This window comes from Qaidamihabitans albus (genome assembly GCF_016464705.1).
GTDB classification, from domain to species: domain Bacteria; phylum Actinomycetota; class Actinomycetes; order Mycobacteriales; family Pseudonocardiaceae; genus Qaidamihabitans; species Qaidamihabitans albus.
This window is the reverse complement of the sequence record NZ_JAEHOB010000009.1, coordinates 165566-185917: the sequence shown is the minus strand read 5'-3', so window position 1 is coordinate 185917 and position 20352 is coordinate 165566. Positions and strand designations below refer to the sequence as shown.

General features: G+C 72.0%; 16 protein-coding genes. 6 read left to right on the top strand and 10 right to left on the bottom strand.

Going from position 1 to position 20352, the window contains the following annotated elements:
* Positions 1–17: 17 nt before the first annotated feature.
* Genes zwf through tkt form a run of 4 tightly spaced genes read right to left on the bottom strand, consistent with a single transcriptional unit; the run spans position 18 to position 6434 of the window.
* Positions 18–1547 carry a glucose-6-phosphate dehydrogenase gene (gene zwf, locus JAP66_RS19015; RefSeq protein ID WP_199433126.1) on the bottom strand — a complete coding sequence of 510 codons (1530 nt, stop codon included), beginning with the start codon at positions 1545–1547 and terminating at the stop codon, positions 18–20.
* On the bottom strand, positions 1544–3181 hold the full coding sequence (locus JAP66_RS19010) for a phosphoglucose isomerase-related protein (RefSeq protein ID WP_199433125.1): 1638 nt from the start codon (positions 3179–3181) through the stop codon (positions 1544–1546). Before JAP66_RS19010 ends, zwf begins: the two co-directional genes overlap by 4 nt.
* A 6-nt stretch (positions 3182–3187) precedes the next feature.
* On the bottom strand, positions 3188–4303 hold the full coding sequence (gene tal / locus JAP66_RS19005; protein ID WP_199433124.1) for a transaldolase: 1116 nt from the start codon (positions 4301–4303) through the stop codon (positions 3188–3190).
* Between the two features lie 31 nt (positions 4304–4334).
* Positions 4335–6434 (bottom strand): transketolase, encoded by a 2100-nt coding sequence (gene tkt / locus JAP66_RS19000; RefSeq protein ID WP_199433123.1) that lies wholly within the window; start codon positions 6432–6434, stop codon positions 4335–4337.
* 305 nt (positions 6435–6739) lie between these two features.
* Here tkt and JAP66_RS18995 point away from each other — a divergent pair, with 305 nt between their 5' ends.
* The 4 genes from JAP66_RS18995 to JAP66_RS18980 all read left to right on the top strand — a co-directional run bounded on the left by JAP66_RS18995 (position 6740) and on the right by JAP66_RS18980 (position 12419).
* A complete protein-coding gene (locus JAP66_RS18995; protein ID WP_199433122.1) occupies positions 6740–7720 on the top strand; it encodes a heme o synthase in 981 nt (326 codons plus the stop codon).
* 38 nt (positions 7721–7758) lie between these two features.
* The gene (locus JAP66_RS18990; protein WP_199433121.1) at positions 7759–9312 is read left to right on the top strand and encodes an arylsulfotransferase family protein; all 1554 of its coding nucleotides are present in this window, start codon (positions 7759–7761) and stop codon (positions 9310–9312) included.
* Between the two features lie 91 nt (positions 9313–9403).
* Positions 9404–11815, top strand: coding sequence for a HelD family protein (locus JAP66_RS18985; RefSeq protein ID WP_210770355.1), 2412 nt, complete (start codon positions 9404–9406; stop codon positions 11813–11815).
* A 10-nt stretch (positions 11816–11825) separates the two neighbouring features.
* Positions 11826–12419 carry an FKBP-type peptidyl-prolyl cis-trans isomerase gene (locus tag JAP66_RS18980; protein WP_199433120.1) on the top strand — a complete coding sequence of 198 codons (594 nt, stop codon included), beginning with the start codon at positions 11826–11828 and terminating at the stop codon, positions 12417–12419.
* 68 nt (positions 12420–12487) lie between these two features.
* Here the strand turns inward: JAP66_RS18980 and JAP66_RS18975 are convergent, their stop codons facing one another.
* A complete protein-coding gene (locus JAP66_RS18975; RefSeq protein ID WP_199433119.1) occupies positions 12488–13459 on the bottom strand; it encodes a quinone oxidoreductase family protein in 972 nt (323 codons plus the stop codon).
* Between the two features lie 99 nt (positions 13460–13558).
* Between JAP66_RS18975 and JAP66_RS18970 the strand changes: the two genes are divergently transcribed.
* Together JAP66_RS18970 and JAP66_RS18965 are read left to right on the top strand one after the other, a co-directional pair.
* Complete coding sequence (locus JAP66_RS18970; protein WP_199433118.1) at positions 13559–13882, top strand: hypothetical protein; 324 nt, start codon at positions 13559–13561, stop codon at positions 13880–13882.
* Entirely contained in the window at positions 13879–14751 is an 873-nt protein-coding gene (locus JAP66_RS18965; protein ID WP_199433117.1) for an ATP-grasp domain-containing protein, read from the top strand. The genes JAP66_RS18970 and JAP66_RS18965 overlap by 4 nt, the downstream gene beginning before the upstream one ends.
* A 19-nt stretch (positions 14752–14770) precedes the next feature.
* On the opposite strand, the gene JAP66_RS18960 is transcribed toward JAP66_RS18965, so the two are convergent.
* From JAP66_RS18960 to mptB, 5 genes are all read right to left on the bottom strand, one after another.
* Positions 14771–15715 (bottom strand): acyl-CoA desaturase, encoded by a 945-nt coding sequence (locus tag JAP66_RS18960; protein WP_199433116.1) that lies wholly within the window; start codon positions 15713–15715, stop codon positions 14771–14773.
* Positions 15716–15863: 148 nt separating this feature from the next.
* A complete protein-coding gene (locus tag JAP66_RS18955) occupies positions 15864–16841 on the bottom strand; it encodes a COX15/CtaA family protein (protein ID WP_307849621.1) in 978 nt (325 codons plus the stop codon).
* 66 nt (positions 16842–16907) lie between these two features.
* A complete protein-coding gene (locus JAP66_RS18950; protein WP_199433200.1) occupies positions 16908–17633 on the bottom strand; it encodes an ABC transporter permease in 726 nt (241 codons plus the stop codon).
* An 80-nt stretch (positions 17634–17713) separates the two neighbouring features.
* On the bottom strand, positions 17714–18640 hold the full coding sequence (locus JAP66_RS18945; RefSeq protein ID WP_199433115.1) for an ABC transporter ATP-binding protein: 927 nt from the start codon (positions 18638–18640) through the stop codon (positions 17714–17716).
* 24 nt (positions 18641–18664) lie between these two features.
* Positions 18665–20320, bottom strand: a complete 1656-nt coding sequence (gene mptB, locus JAP66_RS18940) for a polyprenol phosphomannose-dependent alpha 1,6 mannosyltransferase MptB (RefSeq protein ID WP_199433114.1) — start codon at positions 20318–20320, stop codon at positions 18665–18667.
* Positions 20321–20352 lie beyond the last annotated feature (32 nt).

Genomic DNA, 20352 nt, shown 5'->3' with positions numbered 1-20352 from the left:
CCTGTCTGCACGAACTGTCACGGGCGCCGCCAGTGCCGGCCGCTGCGGGTGAGCATGTCCTCCGCCGACGGTGGTCCCCAGGAACCGGGCTGGTAGGGCTCGGGAGCGCCGCGCTTCGCCCAGTGCTCGAGAATGGGATCGAGGATCTGCCAGGACAGCTCGACCTCCTCGTTCACCGGGAACAGCGAGGGCTCGCCGAGCAGGACGTCGAGGATGAGGCGCTCGTAGGCCTCCGGCGAGGACTCGGTGAACGAGTGCCCGTAGCCGAAGTCCATCGTGACGTCCCGGACCTCCATCGTGGTGCCGGGAACCTTGGAACCGAACCGCATCGTCACGCCCTCGTCCGGTTGCACCCGGATGACCAGCGCGTTCTGGCCGAGTTCCTCGGTCGAGGTGGTGTCGAACGGCAGGTGCGGCGCGCGCTTGAACACCACCGCCACCTCGGTCACCCTGCGGCCGAGCCGCTTGCCGGTGCGCAGGTAGAACGGCACCCCGGCCCAGCGCCGGTTCTGCACCTCGAGGGTCACCGCGGCGTAGGTCTCGGTGATCGAGTCCTTGGCGAAGCCCGCCTCCTGAAGCAGGCCCACCACCTTCTTGCCGCCCTGCCAGCCGCCCGTGTACTGGCCCCGCGCTGTGGTCTCGTCGAGCGGTTCCACCGGCTTGGTGGCGCCGAGAACCTTGACCTTCTCCGCGCGCAGGGCCTTCGGCGCGAACGAGCCGGGCTCCTCCATCGCGGTGAACGCGAGCAGTTGCAGCAGGTGGTTCTGGATGACGTCACGAGCGGCGCCGATGCCCTCGTAGTAGCCCGCCCGGCCGCCGAGACCGATGTCCTCGGCCATCGTGATCTGCACGTGGTCGACGTAGTTGGCGTTCCAGATCGGCTCGAACATCTGGTTCGCGAAGCGCAGCGCCAGGATGTTCTGCACGGTCTCCTTGCCGAGGTAGTGGTCGATGCGGAACACCGACTCCTCGGGGAACACGTCGTTGACGACCGCGTTGAGCTCCTTGGCGCTGGTCAGGTCGTGCCCGAACGGCTTCTCGATGACGACCCGGCGCCAGACGTCCTCGCTGGACTCGGCGAGCCCGCAACGCGCGAGCTGCTTGGTGACCACGGGAAAGGCCCATGGCGGGATGGAGAGGTAGAACGCCGTGTTGCCGCCCGTGCCGCGCTCGGCGTCGAGGTCCTTCACCGTCTGCGCGAGACGGTCGAAGGCGTCGTCGTCGTCGAAGGAGCCCTGCACGAACCGGATGCCCTCGGCGAGCCGGTTCCACACCGACTCCCGGAACGGGGTGCGGGCGTGCTCGGCGACCGCGTCGTGCACCTGCTCGCCGAAGTCCTGGTGCTCCCATTCGCGGCGGGCGAAGCCGATCAGGGAGAAGCCGGCGGGCAGCAGTCCACGGTGTGCGAGGTCGTAGATCGCCGGCATCAGCTTCTTGCGGGAGAGGTCCCCGGTGACGCCGAAGATCACCAGGCTGGACGGTCCGGCGATCCGCGGCAGCCGCTTGTCGCGGGGGTCCCGCAACGGGTTGTTCCAGCGTCGTGTCATGAAGCGAGCTCCTGTACCGCACGCATGAGTTCGGCGAGGCCCGCGGCCCGGTCGGTCAGGTGCAGCCGCAGCACCGGCCTGCCGTGGTCGGTCAGCACCCGGCCGTCCCCGAGTGCCTGCGCCAGTTGCAGGGTGCCGAGTGTGTACGGCCGGTCCGGCACGTCGAGGTCCTCCTCGGCGGCGCCGGTCAGTTGCAGGAAGATGCCGTTCTGCCGGCCGCCCTTGTGGTACTGGCCGGTGGAGTGCAGGAACCGCGGGCCCCAGCCGAACGTGGTCTGCAGGCTTGTCCGCTTCGCGAGCTCCGGGCGCAGCAGCGACGCCGACGCGTCGTCGAGCCGGTCGAGGTAGGCCTGCACCGCGAGGTAGCCGCCCTCGGGCGCCGAGTCCAGGAACTCCTGCAGGATGTCGGTGAGCGTGCCGTCGCCGGAGGTGCCCGCCGACGCGTACACCTCGACCGGGCCGAGGACGGTCGCCGGCTCGGGGCTGCCGCCTGCGGCCCCACCGGCGGCGCCGGTTCCCTCGAGCAGCGAGCGGGCCGCGTTCTTCGCGGCCTCCACATCGGGCTGGTCGAACGGGTTGATCGCCAGCAGCCTGCCGACGATGGCGACCGCGTACTCCCACAGCAGGAACTGGGCGCCGAGCGGCCCGTTCGTGGCGATCTTCGCCACGACGGTGGACGGGCCGACCGCGACCGGTGTCGCGTCCGCTCCGGCGTCGGCGAACCCGGGGGCGTCCGGCCCCTCGACCACCACCGGCAGCAGGCCGGTGTCCCGCTTGCCGGTCGACTCGGCGATCAGCTGCTCCGCCCAGTCGCCGAAGCCCGCGATGCCGGAGCCGGTGTCGGCGAGCACGACCTTCTCCGCGCCATCGGTGTGTGCCGCCCCGAGCGCCGCGGCCAGCCGCAGCGCCGGGTTGTCCGCGGAGTCGGCGGCGAGCGCGTCGGCGACGCCCGCCGCCTGGTCGAGCAGCCGGGCCACGTCGGCGCCCGCCAGCCCGGCCGGGACGAGGCCGAACGCGGTCAGCGCCGAGTAGCGGCCGCCGACGTTGGGGTCGGCGAGGAAGACCCGCCGGTACCCCTCGGCCTCGGCCAGTTCGGCGAGCGGCGAGCCCGGGTCGGTGACCACGACGATCCGCCGGGCGGCGTCGATCCCCGCCTCGGCGAAGGCACCGGCGAAGATGCGCCGGTGGCTGTCGGTCTCCACCGTGCCGCCGGACTTGGACGACACGACGAGGACGGTCCGGTCCAGGTCACCCGCGAGGGCATCGGCGACCTGACCGGGATCGGTGGTGTCCAGCACGGTGAGTGCCACGCCCTCGGTGCCGGTGATCACCTCCGGCGCCAGCGACGAGCCACCCATTCCCGCGAGCACCACCCGGTCGATGCCCTCGGCCTGCAACTCGGTCCGCAATGCGTCGATCTCACCGATCAGCGGCCGCGACGACTTGTGCAGGGTCGTCCAGGCCAGCCGGATGGCGGCCTCGGACTCCGCCTCGGCGCCCCACAACGTCGGGTCCTGCGCGGCGATCTTGCCCGCCACGCCGTCGGCCAGGAGCTTGTCGAGCAGTGCGGCGGAGGCGGTCTCCAGCGCGGAGTCCTCGATGGTGACGGTGACGCCTGTGTGGTCTCCCGTCATCCGGACTCAGCCCTTCGCCTTGTCGAGCTGCGCGGCGACGGTGTCCAGCAGCTCGGTCCAGGACTTGTCGAACTTCTCCACACCCTCGTTCTCCAGGACGAGGAACACGTCGGCGACGTCGATCCCCGCCGCGGAGAGCCGGTCGAAGACCTCCCGCGCCTGCGGGGCGGTGCCGGTCACCGTGTCGCCGGTGATCTCCGCGTGGTCGGCGGCGGCTTCCAGCGTCTGCTCCGGCATGGTGTTGACCACGCCCGACACCACCAGGCCGTCGACGTAGCGGGTGTCGGAGTACTCCGGGTCCTTCACGCCGGTGGAGGCCCACAGCGGGCGCTGCGGGTTGGCCCCGGCTTCGGCGAGCGCCCGCCAGCGGTCGGAGGCGAACTCCTCCTGGTAGGCGGCATAGGCGAGCCGCGCGTTGGCGATGGCCGCCGTACCACGCAGTGCCTTCGCCTCCTCGGTGCCGATCGCCTCGAGCCGCTTGTCCACCTCAGCGTCGACGCGCGAGACGAAGAACGACGCGACGGACTGGATGCCGCGCAGCTCGTGGCCGTTGGCCTTGGCCTGCTCCAGACCGGCGAAGAAGGCGTCGATCACCGCGCGGTAGCGCTCCACCGAGAAGATCAGCGTGACGTTCACGCTGATGCCCTCCGCGAGCGTCCTGGTGATGGCGGGCAGACCCTGCTCGGTGGCCGGGATCTTCACGAAGATGTTCGGCCGGTCCACCGTCTTCCACAGGTCCGCGGCCTCGGCCACCGTCTTCTCGGTGTCCCTGGCGAGGCCCGGGTCCACCTCGATGGAGACGCGGCCGTCCGCGCCGCCCGTCGCGGTGTAGGTCTCCCGGAACAGGTCCGCGGCGTCGCGCACGTCGGTGGTAGTGAGCTCGCGGACCGCGGCGTGCACGTCGGCGCCGCGCTCGGCGAGCCGGCGCACCTGCTCGTCGTAGGCGTCTCCGCTGGAGACCGCCTTGGCGAAGATCGTCGGGTTGGTGGTCACCCCCACGACGTGCTTGTCGCGGATGAGCTCGGCGAGATTGCCGGAGGTGAGCCGCTCCCTCGACAGGTCGTCGAGCCAGATGGACACACCGGCCTGGGAAAGGCGGGCCAGCCGGTCGTTGTTGCTCATGACTTCATCCCTTCGCTCGTGCGGTTTCTCGTCAGGCGTTCCTGGCCAGCGAGCGGCGGGCCGCGTTCACGACGGCGTCGGCGGTGAAGCCGAACTCGCGGAACAGCGTCGCGAAGTCCGCGGAGGCGCCGAAGTGCTCGAGCGACACGACCTCGCCGTTGTCGCCGACGAAGCGGTGCCAGGGCTGGGCGATGCCTGCCTCGACGGCCACCCGCGTCCGTACGGTCGGCGGGATCACCGCCTCGCGGTACTGACGGTCCTGCTGGTCGAACCACTCGACACACGGCATCGACACCACACTGGTGGGAATGCCCTCGGCCTCCAGGGTCTTCCTGGCCTCGACGGCCAGCTGAACCTCGGAGCCGGTACCGATCAGCACCACCTCGGGCGAGCCGTTGGACGCCTCGGCCAGCACGTACCCGCCCTTGGCGACACCCTCGGCGCTCGTGCCTTCGAGCACGGGAACGTTCTGCCGGGTCAGGGCCAGGCCCGACGGCGCGTGGATGTCCTCGAGCACCGCCTTCCACGCGGCCGCGGCCTCGTTGGCGTCCGCGGGCCGGACCACGTTCAGCCCGGGGATGCCGCGCAGTGCCGCCAGTTGCTCGACCGGCTGGTGGGTCGGCCCGTCCTCGCCGAGACCGATCGAGTCGTGCGTCCACACGTAGACCACCGGCGCCTTCATCAGCGCGGCGAGGCGCACCGCGGGCCGCATGTAGTCACTGAAGATCAGGAAGGTGGCGCCGTAGGGCCGGGTGCCGCCGTGCAGCGCGATGCCGTTGAGGATCGCGCCCATCGCGTGCTCGCGGACACCGAAGTGCAGGTTGCGGCCGTAGGGCCGGGCCTTGAACATCTCGGTCGAGGCGCTCTCCGGCCCGAACGAGTCGGAGTTCTTGATGATCGTGTTGTTGCTCTCCGCCAGGTCGGCCGAGCCGCCCCACAGTTCCGGGAGCAGGTCGCCGATGGTGTTGAGCACCTCACCGGAGGCCTTCCGGGTGGCGATGCCCTTGGCGTCGGGTTCCCAGCTCGGGAGCTTGTCGGCCCAGCCGTCGGGCAGCGAGCGGGTGCGCAGCCGGTCGGCGAGCGCCTTGCGCTCGGGGTTGGCCGCCGCCCACGTGTCGAACCGCTCCTGCCACTGCGCGCGGACCTTCGCGGCGCGCCCGGCGATCGACCGCGTGTGCGCGAGCACCTCGTCCTCGACCTGGAAGCTCTGCTCCGGGTCGAAGCCGAGGATCCGCTTGACCTCGGCGACCTCGTCGGCACCCAGCGCGGCGCCGTGTGCCTTGCCGGTGTCCATCTTGTTCGGTGCCGGGTAGCCGATCACCGTCCGCAGCAGGATGAACGACGGCCGCGTCGTCTCCGCCCTGGCCGCCGCGACGGCCTGCTCGAACGCCACGACGTCCTCGGCGCCGTCGACGACCTGGACGTGCCAGCCGTACGCCTCGTAGCGCTTGGCGGTGTCCTCGGACAGCGCGATGTTCGTGTCGTCCTCGATGGAGATCTTGTTGTCGTCGTAGATCACCACCAGGTTGCCGAGCTCCTGCCTGCCCGCGATCGAGGACGCCTCGGAGGTGACGCCCTCCTCGATGTCACCGTCGGAGGCGATCACGTAGACGTGGTGGTCGAACAGGCTCTCGCCCTCGGGCGCCTCCGGGTCGAGCAGGCCACGCTCGCGGCGGGCGGCCATCGCCATGCCCACGGCGTTCGCCAGACCCTGGCCGAGCGGGCCGGTGGTCGTCTCGATCCCAGGCGTGTGCCGGTACTCGGGGTGGCCGGGTGTGCGCGAGCCCCACTTGCGCAGCTGTCGCAGGTCCTCCATCTCCAGGCCGTAGCCGGCGAGGAACAGCTGGATGTAGAGCGTGAGGCTGCTGTGCCCGGCGGAGAGGACGAACCGGTCGCGGGCGGGCCACTCCGGATCGGCCGGGTCGTGCCGCATGATCCGCTGGAACAGCGAGTAGGCGGTCGGCGCGAGGCTCATCGCCGTGCCGGGGTGACCACTGCCACAGTTCTCCACCGCGTCGGCGGCGAGCACTCTGACCGTGTCCACGGCGCGGGTGTCCAGATCGGTCCAGTCCGCCGGGACGTTACGGCGCAGTAGACGGTTGGTCTCGCTGGTAGAGGCGATATCCGACACTGAAATCGGCTCCTGAGTCTGCACGTAGTGGGTGTGGTTCCTGGACTACCCGGTGGCCCGGCCACCACCGACCTTAATCGATCCCGAAGTAGATATAACCCAGAATCGCCGGAGGCAATCCCGCACGTCGTGACCGACCGTCGCCAGCCTAGCCGGTGGGGGGCCGACGGGGCGGAGGGCCGACTCGGCGGCGCGCAACCGCCCCGCGGACGCGGGACGCGGATGCGACTACTACGATCTGTCAAGGTGCCGGGCGCACATGTGCGCCCGGGCCGCGGCCACCCGAGTCTGACGCAGGGAGCGAAATGTCGTTGGTGCCCGCTGCGCACGGGCGCAGTGCCAACACCAGCGCCGTGCATCCCACCGGTGAGTCCCCAGCCGGTGGCCGGCGAGGTGTCCGGCAGGTGGTCGGCGCCTACGCCGCGCTCGCCAAGCCCCGGGTCATCGAGCTGCTGCTCGTCACGACGATCCCGGCGATGTTCCTGGCCGGCCGGGCGATCCCGTCGCCGTGGCTGGTGCTCGCCACGCTCGTCGGCGGCACGATGGCTGCGGGCAGCGCGAACGCGCTCAACTGCGTGATCGACGCGGACATCGACAAGGTCATGAACCGCACCAAGCGGCGCCCGCTGGTGCGCGACTCGGTGCCGCGGCGCAACGCGCTGATCTTCGGGCTCGCTCTCGGCGCCGCCTCGTTCGCGGTGTTGTACGTCGCCGTGAACCTGCTGGCCGCGGTCCTCGCCGTGGCGACGATCCTCTTCTACATCTTCGTCTACACGCTCGTGCTCAAGCGGCGCACGCCGCAGAACGTCGTGTGGGGCGGCGCCGCGGGCTGCATGCCGGTGGTGATCGGCTGGGCCGCGGTGGAAGGCACCGTGCAGTGGCCAGCCTTCGTCATGTTCGGTGTCATCTTCTTCTGGACGCCACCGCACACGTGGGCGCTCGCGATGAAGTACCGCGAGGACTACGAGCGCGCCGGGGTGCCGATGCTCCCGGTGGTGGCGACCCCGCAGCACGTCGCCAGGCAGATCGTCATCTACTCGTGGGTGATGGTGGGCTGGACGCTGCTGCTCGCGCCGGCGACGAGCTGGCTCTATGCCGCGTTCGCCGCGTTGGCCGGAGGCTGGTTCCTCTTCTACGCGCACCGCCTGCACGCGGCCGTCCGTCGCGGCGTGCAGACCCGGCCGATGGCGCTGTTCCACCGTTCGAACACCTACCTCATGATCGTGTTCTGCGCGCTCGCCGTCGACTCGGCCATCGGCCTGCCGGTGCTCGGCCTGCCCTTCTAGCGGGTCACCGGCGTTATCTCCGCTGCTAGGATGCTCGCGTGGGTGGCGACCAGCCGAGCCGACGGCGATTCCTGCGTGCGACGGGACTCGTCGGCGCCGCGATCACCGTCCCGGCCGTGTCGGGACTCGTCGGCTACCACTGGCCCCGCTCCGAGGCGGAGCCGGAACCCGAGCCCCAGGGACCGCCGCCGCAGCAGGGCTCTGACATCGAAAGGTTCGTCTCCCGGCCGGATCTGAGCCCGCCGCGGCTGCGCGTGACCCGCGATCGGGAGGCCGCCGCGGCCTTCGACGCGGGGCCGCGGCACCTCCTGGTCGCGCCGAAGGGCTACCAGGAGGCGGGGCCGGGCCAGCAGGGTTGCCTCATCACGACGGTGAGCGGCGAGCCGGTGTGGTTCCTGCCGTCCACGGGCCCGGATCGCGTGCCGATGGACTTCCGTACCCAGACCTATCGTGGCGAACCCGTGCTCACCTGGTGGCAGGGCACGGTACTGGAGGGCTACGGCACCGGCGCCGGCATGATCTACGACAGCTCCTATCGCAAGGTGGCCGAAGTGCGCGCCGGCAACGGGGTCGAGGCGGACCTGCACGAGTTCCTGATCACCGACCGCGACACCGCGCTGCTGGTCGCGTACCCGCCGGCCCGGGCCGACCTGACCCCCGTCGGCGGCCCCCGTCGGGGCTGGGTGTTCGACGGTGTGATCCAGGAGGTGGACATCGAGTCCGGTGACGTGCTCTTCGAGTGGAGCAGTCTGGACCACGTCCCCGTCGAGGAGACCCGCAAGGAGCTCGGCGAGACGGGTGGCGAGGAGCACCCGTTCGACTACTTCCACATCAACTCGGTCGCCGTCGACGCCGACGGTGACCTGGTGGTCTCGGCCCGGAACACCTGGGCGGTCTACAAGCTTTCCCGGGACAGCGGCGAGGTGCGCTGGCGGCTCGGCGGCGTGCGCTCGGACTTCGCCCTCCGGAGGGAGGACGTCTTCTACTGGCAGCACGACGCGCGCCCGCAACCCGACGGGGCCCTGTCGCTGTTCGACAACGCCTCGTCACCACCGCGGGCGGACGAGTCGCGCGGCATGGTGCTGCGGCTGGACCCGGAGGCCGGGAAGGCGACCGTGGAGCGCCAGTTCCGGCATCCCGCGGGCTTGCTGGCGGACAACCAGGGCAACATGCAGCTGCTGCCAGACGGGCGGGCGCTGATCGGCTGGGGAGCTCAGCCGTTCGTCTCCGAGTTCGGCCCCGAAGGAGAACTGATCCGCGACACGCGCTTTCCCGCGCCGGACCAGACCTACCGCGCCTATACCGCCGACTGGGTGGGCCGACCCGCCGACAGGCCCGTGGCGGCCATCGGGCCGAACAACGCCGGTGGCGTGACCCTCTACGTCAGCTGGAACGGCGCCACCGAGGTCCGGCGGTGGCAGATCCTGGCCGGGAAGAGCCCTTCCGCGCTCGAACCCACCGCGACCGTGCCTCGCGGCGGCTTCGAGACCGCCGTTGTCGTCAAGGCCGAGAGTACGTACTTCGCCGCCGTGGCGCTGGACGCCGACGGCCGCACGCTCGGGCGGTCCGACCCGGTCACCGGACCCCGTTGATCGCTCCGCTGCGGCGCGGCCGGGAATTCCGCGCGGGTGGTGCTCGTTATTCCTCGGCTACCGATCGCGTACGACCGAAAGTGGGCTGCCCTTGTCCGTGTCCCCGTACGACCGGGTACCCGACACCGTCCGACAGGCCGACAACCCCGAAGACCGTGAGCACACCGCGGGCAAGGCGACCGAGATCGCCGCGGAGCAGGAGTACGTCTCCGTGCTCTACACCAAGCTCGACGCCGAGCGGGAGCTCGCATCGCGGCGGCTCACCGAAGCGCTGCGGCAGACGGGCGGCACCCCACAGGCGCGCGCGGAACGGGAGGCGTCGACCGCGCTCCACAGCGATCGGCTCGCCCAGCTGGGCGCGGTGGAACAGGGCCTGTGTTTCGGCAGGCTCGACTTCCAGCCCGGTCACGAAGGCGACTCACCGATCCACATCGGCAGGCTCGGCCTTTTCGACGACGAGGACGACTACCGGCCGCTGCTGGTGGACTGGCGGGCGCCGGTCGCGCGGCCGTTCTACCTGGCGACCGCGGCCTCGCCGGACGGTGTCCGCCGCCGCAGGCACATCCGGACTCTGACCAGGCGGGTCGTTGGCGTCGACGACGAGATCCTCGACCTCGCCGAGGCGGAGCAGGGTGACGACCTCGGCCTCGCCGGGGAGGCGGCGCTGCTCGCCGCGCTGGAGCGTAGACGGACCGGCGAGATGGCCGACATCGTCGCCACCATCCAGGCCGAGCAGGACGAGATCATCCGTGCCGGGATGAGCGGCACGCTGGTGGTGCAGGGCGGACCGGGCACCGGCAAGACCGCCGTCGCGCTGCACCGGGCCGCCTATCTGCTCTACACCCACCGGCGGCAGCTCACCACGCGCGGCGTGCTCGTCGTCGGACCGAACAGCACCTTCCTGCGCTACATCGGCCAGGTGCTGCCGTCGCTGGGGGAGACCGGGGTCCTGCTGGCGACCGTCGGCGAGCTGTACCCGGGGCTGACCGCGACCGGCACCGAGTCGCCGGAGGCCGCCGAGATCAAGGGCAGGCTGACGATGGTCGACGTGCTCGGGCAGGCCGTCCGGGACCGCCAGGTCGTACCGGACGACATGCTGGAGATCGATGCCGAGGACGACGTCCTCACGCTCCACCGGGCGACCTGTGAGCAGGCCCAGGACCGGGCCCGCCGCACCCGGAAACCGCACAACCTGGCCCGCCGCGTGTTCGTCGACCGGTTGCTGGACGCGCTCGCCCAGCAGGCAGCCGAGCGGCTGGAGGGCCGGGCACTGGACGGGGTGCCCGACATCCCGCTCGCCGAGGGGGAGACCGCCGATGCCGAGGTCCTGGACGCCCGCGACCGCGCCACCATCCGCCAGGAGCTGGCCGAGGACAAGAAGGTCCGGGCCGCCCTCGACTCGCTCTGGCCCAAGCTGAGCCCGCAGGAGCTGCTCAGCGACCTGCTCACCTCCGCAGGGCGCCTCACCTCCGCCTCGCGGGAGCACCTCACCGGCGCCGAGCTCGAGACGCTGCTGCGCCGGCCCGGCTCCCTGTGGACCGCTGCCGACGTGCCGCTGCTCGACGAGCTGGCCGAGCTGCTGGGGGAGGACGACACCGAGGCGCGTGCGGAACGCGCCCGGCGGGAGCGCGAGGAGCGCGCGTACGCCGAGGGAGTGCTGCACGTGCTGGAACAGGACGAGGAGATCCTCGACGAGGAGGTGCTGCGGGTCCGCGACGTCCTCGACGCCGAGCTGCTGGCCGAGCGCCAGGAACGCAGCAGCGCCCTGACCGCGGCGCAGCGGGCGGCACAGGACCGGACATGGACGTTCGGGCACGTCATCGTCGATGAGGCGCAGGAGCTTTCCGCGATGGACTGGCGCATCCTGATGCGGCGCTGCCCGAGCCGGTCGATGACGATCGTCGGCGACGTCGCGCAGACCGGTGCGGCCGCGGGCACCTCGTCCTGGGGCGATGCGCTCGGCCCGTACGTCGGGGACCGGTGGCGGCTGCGCGAGCTGACCGTCAACTACCGGACCCCGGCCGAGATCATGGACGTCGCCGCCCGGGTGCTGGCCGAGATCGATCCCGAGCTGCGGGCGCCCGTGTCGGTGCGCGAGTCGGGCATGCCGCCGTGGCAGGTGCGCCTCGACCGCGCCGAGGCTGCGCGGAGTGTGCCCGCGCTCGTGGAGTCCGAGCTCGCCGAGGTGGACGGCGGCACGGTCGCCGTGGTGTGCCCGCCCGCGCTGCACGAGCCGCTGGCCGACGCGCTCGCCGGGTACACGTCGACGACCGAGGACGACAACCCGCGGGTTTCGGTGCTCGGCGTCGACCGGGCCAAGGGACTCGAGTTCGACTCCGTCATGGTGATCGCGCCGGACGAGATCGTCGCGGGCTCCGCCAGGGGCCGCAATGATCTCTACGTGGCGCTCACCCGGGCCACCAAACGGCTGGGGATCGTCCACACAGGAGCCGAGCTGCCCAGCCTGTCGGGTGCGGGAAAGGTGCGCCCGGCGCCCGGCTAGGGTGTCCGACATGCGCAAAGCTGGGAAGATCATGGTTGTGGCGGCCGCCACCTTCGCCCTCGTGGCGTGCTCGCCGCCCAACGAGGAGCCGTCGGACCTGCCGCCCGGTGCCGAACCGACGCCCACCTCGCAGCCGACGATGTCCTCCACCGTGCCGCCGTCCGAGAGTGCCGGGCACGGGGAGCAGAGTGCCGAATGCGCCGCCGGGGACCTCACGGTGACCGGAGAGCTCGGGCAGGAGCCACGGGTCACCATCCCCGAGGACTGCGCGCCGCCGAAGACGCTGCTGCGGGAGGACCTCTCGGAGGGCCTCGGACCGAGCGCCGACCCCGGCGAGACGGTCGAGGTGAACTACGCCGTGTTCACCTGGTCGGGCGAGCTCAAGGACAGCACGTTCGGCCAGGAGCGCACGGTCACCCTGGAACTGGGGGACGAGCACGAGTTCAGGGGCTGGACCGAGGGGCTCATGGACATCCAGCAGAACATGCGCCGGCTGCTGGTCGTGCCGGCCGATCTGGGTTACGACCCGCAGAGCGGGCACCCGCTCGCGGACGAGACGCTCGTGGTCGTCGTCGACGCCGTCCGGATCACCCAGAGCGAGTGACCGCCCGTCCCCGATGTGGCACCGGTGGCGCGCACGCACCGGCTGCCACATCGGGGAGGCCGGCCTCGTCAGGGGATGAGCAGCAGCTTGCCGGTGGTGCGGCGGCCCTGCAGGTCCTCGTGCGCCTGCCGGGCCTCGGCGAGCGGGTAGCGGCCTCCGATCCGGACCGTCAGCGAGCCCCGCGCGACGGCGTCGAGCAGCTCGCCGGTACGCCACTCCAGCTCCTCGCGGGTGCGGGTGTAGTCCGCCGTCTTCGGGCGGGTCAGGAACAGTGAGCCGCCCGCGTTGAGCCGCTGCGGGTCGATGGGTGGCACCGGTCCGCTCGCGGCGCCGAACAGCGCGAGTGTCCCGCGTACCCGCAGGCTGGCCAGACTGCCGTCCACAGTGGACTTACCTACGCCGTCGAACACGGCCGCGACGCCCTCGCCGCCGGTGAGCTCGCGGACCGCCTCGGTGAAGTCCCGCTTGGTGTAGCGGATCACCTCGTCGGCGCCCGCCTCCCGGGCCAGTTCCTCCTTCCCGGCCGTGGACACCGTGCCGATGACCCGCGCGCCGCGCGCCTTCGCCAGCTGGATGAGCAGCAGTCCGACGCCACCGGCCGCGGCGTGGACGAGCACCGTGTCGCCGCGCTGCACGGGGTACGTGGAGGACACCAGGTAGTGCGCCGTGACGCCCTGCAGCAACGTGGCGGCGGCGACCTCGTCCGAGACGCCGTCCGGCACGCGGACCGCGATGTCGGCGGGTACCAGCGCCTGTTGCGCGTACCCGCCGGGCGAGCCCTGCCACGCGACGCGGTCGCCCACCGCGAACCCGGTGACCTCGTCACCGACCGCGGTGACGGTTCCGGCGCCCTCGAGACCAGGCACGTAGGGCAGGTCGACCGGGTAGATCCCCTCCCGCTGGTAGGTGTCGATGTAGTTCACGCCCGAGGCGGCGACGTCGACGAGGAGCTGCCGTTCGCCCGGGCCGCCGATGTCGACATCGGCCGCCTCGAGCACTTCCGGGCCGCCGGTCCGCCGAAGCCGAATCGCCGTGGGCATGCATCCTCCTCAGTGCTGGGTTCGTCTGCCTTCCGGTGCAACTATGGCCGCGGACACGATGTTCCGCGCCCGGTGAGCGCCACACCTTAGACTGGCGCCGTGGCTGACAGCGAGAAGACCGAACAGACCCCTGCTCCGCCGTCCGCGCGGCAGCTGGCGACCGCCCGGGCGTTCGTCGCGGCGCACGGCAAACCGTCGAAGGCCGTGCTCGAGTACGTGGGCCGCGCCGGGGTGCGGGTCGTACTCGTCGGCGCCGACGGCGCGCTCGGTGACGTGATGGTGCCCAGCACGGAGACCGCCGAAGCGCTGGTCGAGGCCGTGGCGGATCTCGAGAAGGCGACCTGGGACGCCGAGACGGTGAACGCGACCGTGATCGGCCCCGAGCACCGGCGCCGGATGGCCGGGCCGCTGGCCCGGCGGTGACCGCACGCGCGGTCCTCGTCGGCTGCGCGGAGCTACCGCAGGGCAACGGCGACGAGCGGGCGGTGCTGCCCGCGCTCGCCGACGCCGGCGTGGCCGCGCGCTGGGCGGTGTGGGACGACCCGGACTTCGACTTCGCCTCGGCCGACCTGGTGATCCTGCGGGCGACCTGGGACTACACCGCCCGCCGCGCGGAGTTCCTGGACTGGTGCGCCGCCGTTCCGGGCCTGCGCAACCCGGTGGACGTCGTGCGGTGGAACACCGACAAGGCCTACCTCGCGGATCTCGCCGCGGACGGGGTGCCGGTCGTGCCGACGCGGCTGCTTTCCCCGGGCACCGTGCCGGACTGGCCGGGGCGGGCCTTCGTGCTGAAGCCGACGGTGGGCGCAGGCTCCCGGGGTGCCGCGCGGTTCCCCGGCGGCGCCGATCCGCGGGCGGCCGAGCACCTCGGCGCGCTGCACGCCGCAGGTCACACCGTGCTGCTCCAGCCTTATCAGTCCAGTGTGGACATCGAGGGGGAGACGGCGCTGGTGTTCTTCGGCGGGAGGTACTCGCACGCGTTCACCAAGAGCGCGATGCTGACCGGCGCCGCCGTGGACGGCTCGGGGCTGTTCGTGTCGGAGAAGCTGGGCACCGTCGCGCCGGAGCCCCGCTTCCGGGCGCTGGCCGAGGACGTCCTCGACGCCGCCGTGGCGCGGCTCGGCAGGCGCCGCGCCGACCTGCTGTACGCCAGGGTCGACGTCGTCCGCGCCGACGACGGCACACCGGTGCTGCTGGAGCTAGAGCTGGCCGAGCCGTCGCTCGGGTTCGGCTGCGCGGACGCCGCCGCGCCCGCGCGGTTCGCGGCAGCGGTCCGCGACCACCTCCCCTAGCCCCGCGAAATGCCCAGGGCTAGGCCGGGGCGCGTTTGGCGGCCAGCCGTTCGGGCTTGGGCCAGCGGACGTTGCGGGCCCAGCCGAGCTTCTCGAAGATCCAGATCAGCCGCGCGGAGATGTCGATCTGGCCACGCAGCACGCCGTGCCGGGCGCACGTCGGATCCGCGTGATGGGAGTTGTGCCACGACTCGCCCATCGAGAGGATCGCCAGCGGCCAGAAGTTCGCCGCCTTGTCCCGGCTGGTGAACGGGCGTGAGCCGACCATGTGGCAGATCGAGTTCACCGACCACGTGATGTGGTGCAGGAACGCGATGCGCACCAGGCCCGCCCAGAAGAACGCCGTCACGCCGCCCCACCACGACCAGGTGAGCAGCCCACCGAGGATCGCGGGCAGGGCGAGGCTCAGCGTGATCCAGGCCCAGAAGAAGCGGTTCACCACGCGCAGGTCGGTGTCGGCGAGCAGGTCGGGGGCGAACCGCTCGTAGTTGGTCACCTCACGCTTGAACATCCAGCCCATGTGAGCGTGCCAGAAGCCGCGGGCGAGCGCCTTCGGCGAGGTGCCGAACAACCAGGGCGAGTGCGGGTCGCCCTCGCGGTCGGCGAACGCGTGGTGCCTGCGGTGACTGGCGACCCAGAAGATCACCGAGCCCTGCACGGCCATGCTGCCTGCGATGGCGAGCGCGACGCGCAGCGGGCGGCTGGTCTTGAACGCACCGTGCGTGAAGTAGCGGTGGTAGCCGACGGTCACGCCCAGCGTCGCGACGGTGTAGAACACGACCGCGAGGCCGACGTCGACCCAGTTGAGGCCCCAGCCCCAGGCGAACGGGACCGCCGCCAGCAGGGCGAGGAACGGGATCAGCAGGAAGGCCTTGAGGACGATCATCTCGGTGGTCGAACGTTGCCCGGAGACGAGCGGTTTGGCACCGCTCTCCGTGGCGGGTGCGCCGGTAGTGCTAGTCATAGCTCGGAATGACCTCGAATCGGGGGAGGGGAAACCGGTCCTGTGGTCGGAATACCCAAACGGGCGCCAGCGGAATCAGGGTACCGGCGTGGGCGGGCTCGCGGGCCGCCCGGGGATGACGGCCGCGTGACGACCGCGGAACCAGCACCTATTCCCGCAGTGCCGGCTCGGGGGCACCGGCCGCGGGGGTGCTGCTGGTCACCGGCCCGCGGTCACGGGCCGCGCACCACAGCGTCGCGGTCGCCACGATCAGCAGGGCGGCCCCGAGAACGTGGAAGGAGACCAGCGCCTCCGGTACCCCGAGCGCGTACTGCACGCTGCCGAGCACGCCCTGGGCCAGCGCGACGATCCAGACGGCGGCGTAGCACCGCCACAGCATCGCGGGCGCCCCGGCGCGCAACCAGTGCCCGCCCAGCGCCGCGAGCACCAGCAGGTAGACCACCAGCAGCGCGCCGTGCACCTGGGCCAGCGTCTCGATCGGGGCCTGCAGGCGCGGGGTGGCGGGATCGCCGCCGTGCGGTCCGGCCCCCGTCACCGTCGTGCCCGCGACGAGGACCGCACCCAGCGCCGCGACCAGCGCCACCAGCAGCGCCCGGCCCACGGGGGTCACCCGCCAGCGGGGCGGTTCGTCGCCCTCGTGGAACGCGTGCAGCAGCAGCACCGCGAGCCACACCAGCACGGTGGAGGCGAGGAAGTGGATGGCCACCGTCCACCACAGCAGCCCGGTGAGCACGGTGAGCCCGCCGATCGCGCCCTGCGCGACGACGCCCGCGGGCATCGCCCACGCCAGTTTCACCAGGCGCCGCCGCCCGGGGTGGTCGAGCAGGATCCGCCACGCCGCGAGCACGCAGAGTGCGGCGGCGATGCCGACGATGCCGGTCAGCATCCGGTTGCTGAACTCGATCCACTGGCGGAGCGTGTCGTACTCGGGGTGCTCGACCGGGAACATGCTGCCGGAGAAGCACTGCGGCCAGGTCGGGCAGCCGAGGCCGGAACCGGTGACCCGCACGACGGACCCGGTGACGCCGATCCCGCCCTGGGTGACGATCGCGGCGACGGCGACGGCGCGCTGGACGGCCTGCGAGGGATAGGGCAGGCGTGCGACGAGCGAGGAGAGCAGCTGCACGGGCCCAAGTCTACGACCGCGCGTAGTTCCCGCGGCCGGTGGCCGTCCGGAAACGATGCCCGCTCCTCAGGTGAGGCGGGTGGTGCGGGTGGCCAGCGCGGCGGCCGCGACGCCCCAGACGGCGAGCGTGGCGACGGGCCCCCACGTCACGGTGCCCTCGGTCAGCGCGGCACGTAGGCCCTCGGCGAGCGCGCCCGACGGCAGCAGGAGCACGAGGTCGCCCGCGACCCCGGGCAGCGCGGACGGCGCGAGCAGGATCCCGCCCGCGAGCAGCAGCACGAACCACACGATGTTGGCGAGGGCGAGTACCAGTTCCGGCCGCAGCGAGCCACCCAGCAGCACGCCGAGTGCGCCGAAGCAGAGGGTGCCCAGCACCAGGAGCACGATCGCGAACGCGATCCCCGAGGCGGACGGCGACCACCCGAGCAGCGCGGCGACGGCGCCCAGCACGAGCACCTGGAGCGTCACGACGACGAGCGCGGCGACCAGCCGGCCCGCGACGAGCAGCCAGCGGGGCAGCGCGGTGGCCGAGAGCCGCTTGAGCACCCCGTAGCGCCGGTCGAAGCCGAGTGCGATGGCCTGGCCGGTGAACGCGGACGAGAGCACGGCCAGCGCGAGGATCCTCGGCGTCATCCAGTCCACCTTGGACAGGGAGTCGAGCTCGCCGGTGGGCAGGACGTCGAGCAGGCTGAGGCCGACGAGCAGCGCCAGCGGGATCAGCAGGGTCAGCAGGATCTGCTCGCCGTGGCGCAGCGTGAGGCTCGTCTCCAGCCTGGCGTGCGTGAGCAGCATGCGGCCTCGCCTGCCCGCTCCGGGCGCGGGGGTGAACGTGCCCGGTTCGAAGCGGGACTGGCTCCTGGCGCCCGTCGTGCTCACGTGCGCAGCTCCCGTCCGGTCAGTTCGAGGAAGACCTCTTCCAGATCACGCCTGCCGACGTGCAGCTCCTCGGCGAGTACACCCTGCTGCGCGCACCACGCGGTCACCGTGGACACCACCTGCGGATCCACCGTCCCGGCCACCCGGTACGCGCCCGGCGTGGCCTCCCGTACCAGGTATCCCTCCGGCAGCGCGGCCGACAGCAGTTCGGTGTCCAGCCCCGGCCTCGCGCGGAACCGCAACTGGGCGTCCTCGGTGTGCTCGGCGGTGAGCGCACTCGGCGAGCCCTTGGCGATGACCCGGCCGCGGTCGATGATCACGATCTCGTCGGCGAGCGACTCGGCCTCCTCCATCAGGTGGGTCGTGAGCAGCACGCTGACCCCGTCGGCGCGCAGGGCGTTCAGCAGGTCCCAGACCAGGTGCCGGGCCTGCGGGTCCATGCCTGTCGTGGGTTCGTCGAGGTACACCAGCTCCGGCCGCCCGACGAGCGCGCAGGCGAGCGAGAGACGCTGCTGCTGGCCACCCGAAAGCCGCTTGAACGGCGTGCGCCGCGCTCCGGACAGACCGAGTACGTCGAGCAGCCACGGCGGGTCGAGGGGAGCCGCGGCACAGGCGGCCACCAGCCGGAGCATCTCCTCGGCGCGGACCCCGGGATAGGCGCCGCCGCCCTGGGGCATGGCGCCGACCCGGGGACGCAGCGCGCGGCCCTCCCGGACCGGGTCGAGGCCGAGGACGCGTACCGTCCCGGCGTCCGGCCGCAGGAAGCCCTCGCAGACCTCGACCGTCGTGGTCTTGCCGGCCCCGTTCGGCCCGAGCAGCGCCAGCAGGCAGCCCCGTGGCATCTTGAGATCGAGGCCGTCGACGGCGGTCACGGACCCGAAGCGCTTCACCAGCCCGGTGATCTCGACGGCGGCTGCACTCACGAAGCTCAAGGGTACGGCGTGTACCTACACGCGCTCGGCGGGCATCCCGCTTTCCCGGCGGCGGAACAGTGCCGGCGCGCGGCGCCACGCCACCACGAGCGCCACGGCGAGCACGATGGCCCCCGCGAGGTAGGCCTGGTGCTGGATGTAGGCGCGCCCGTCGAACGGGGAGCCGGTCGGCGGTACCAGCATCGCGAGCGCCGCGCTGACGACGGTCGCCGCGACGCGGAACCGCGAGGTGCCCGCCGCCGCGGCGAGCGGGATCACCGCCCACAGCAGCCACCACGGCTGCATGGCGACGTGCAGCATCATGAAGGCGCCGAGCGAGACGCCCAGCCCGATCATCGGCCGGTAGCGCCAGCGGAAGCTGTCCCACAGGAACTTGACGGTGATCCCGGCCGCCACGGCATAGCCGAGGATGCTCAGGATCGCGATCACCGAAGCGGTGTGGTTGCCGAGCCCCAGCGCGATGCCGAGGACGCCGCCCAGCTGTCCGAGCTCGGCCACGGGTGAGAGCAGGCTCCACACCAGGCCCGGAGTGCCCAGCGCGCCGACCCAGCCGAAGCCGAGCCCGGTGCCGAAGCCCACGGCCACCGCGACCGCCGCGCCGATCACGGCCATCAGCGCGGCCGCCCAGAGCAGGTCGGCGACCCTGCCGTACCAGCGGCGCGCGATCATCACGCCGAAGAAGCCGAGCGCCACGATCGCGTGGATCTTGATCATGGCGCCGAGTGCGATCGTCGTGGCCCCCAGGACGATGTAGAGCAACTCGCCCCTGGCCAGCGGCGGCGGCGTGTCACCCGCCACGCGCATCGGCAGCCTGCGGATGCCGATCTCGAGCCCCGCCACCATGAGGCCGATGCCGAGTGCCTCGTTGTGCGCGCCGGCCACCAGGTGGAACAGCACGAGGGGATTCGCCGCGCCGAGCCACAGCGCGGCGGCCGGCTGCACGCCGAAGCGCTGTGCCAGCCGGGGCAGCGCCCACACGATGAGCCCGAACCCGACGAGCGCGAGGGCGCGCTGCAGCAGCACGCCGGTGGCGATGTCGGTCCCGACGACGCTGGAGATCCAGCTGCCGATCTCCAGGAACAGCGGTCCGTACGGGGCGGGGGTCTCCCGCCACAGGTTGGACACACCGGCGGTGAGCGGGTCGGCGACGCCAAGCGCCTCGGCGGGCCCCATCGCGTACGGGTCCATGCCGCGGTTGACGATCTCGCTCTGCGCGAGATAGCTGTAGACGTCCCGGGAGAACAGTGGCGGGATCAGCAGCAGCGGGGTGATCCAGGTCGCGAGCGTGCGATGCAGCTGCCCCTGGCTCGCCAGCCGGATCCGCCCCGGGCGGGTGAAGCGGCCGAGCAGCAGCCAGCCTGCGACCATCATGCCCATCCCCGCGAACGCGATCGCGAGCGAGACCGTGGGTATCCGCGCGAACAGCCGCAGCACGGGGATGTCGAGCACCGGGTTCAGCACCGGCGCGGCACCGGCGCCGAGCGAGCCGAACGCGAGGAACAGCGCGCCCACCGTGCCGAGACGGCGCACGACGTTCAACGCGCGGGTCTCCCCCGCGGCGAGCGGTTCGGCCGGGCCGGGATGAGCCGGCGAGCGGGTGACGAGCGCAGGACCGGCCGCGCGGACATCGTCCTGTTCCTGCTGCCGCGTGCCGCCGTCTGCCCAAGCCACGAAGGAAGCGTATCGACCACCCTCTCGACGTG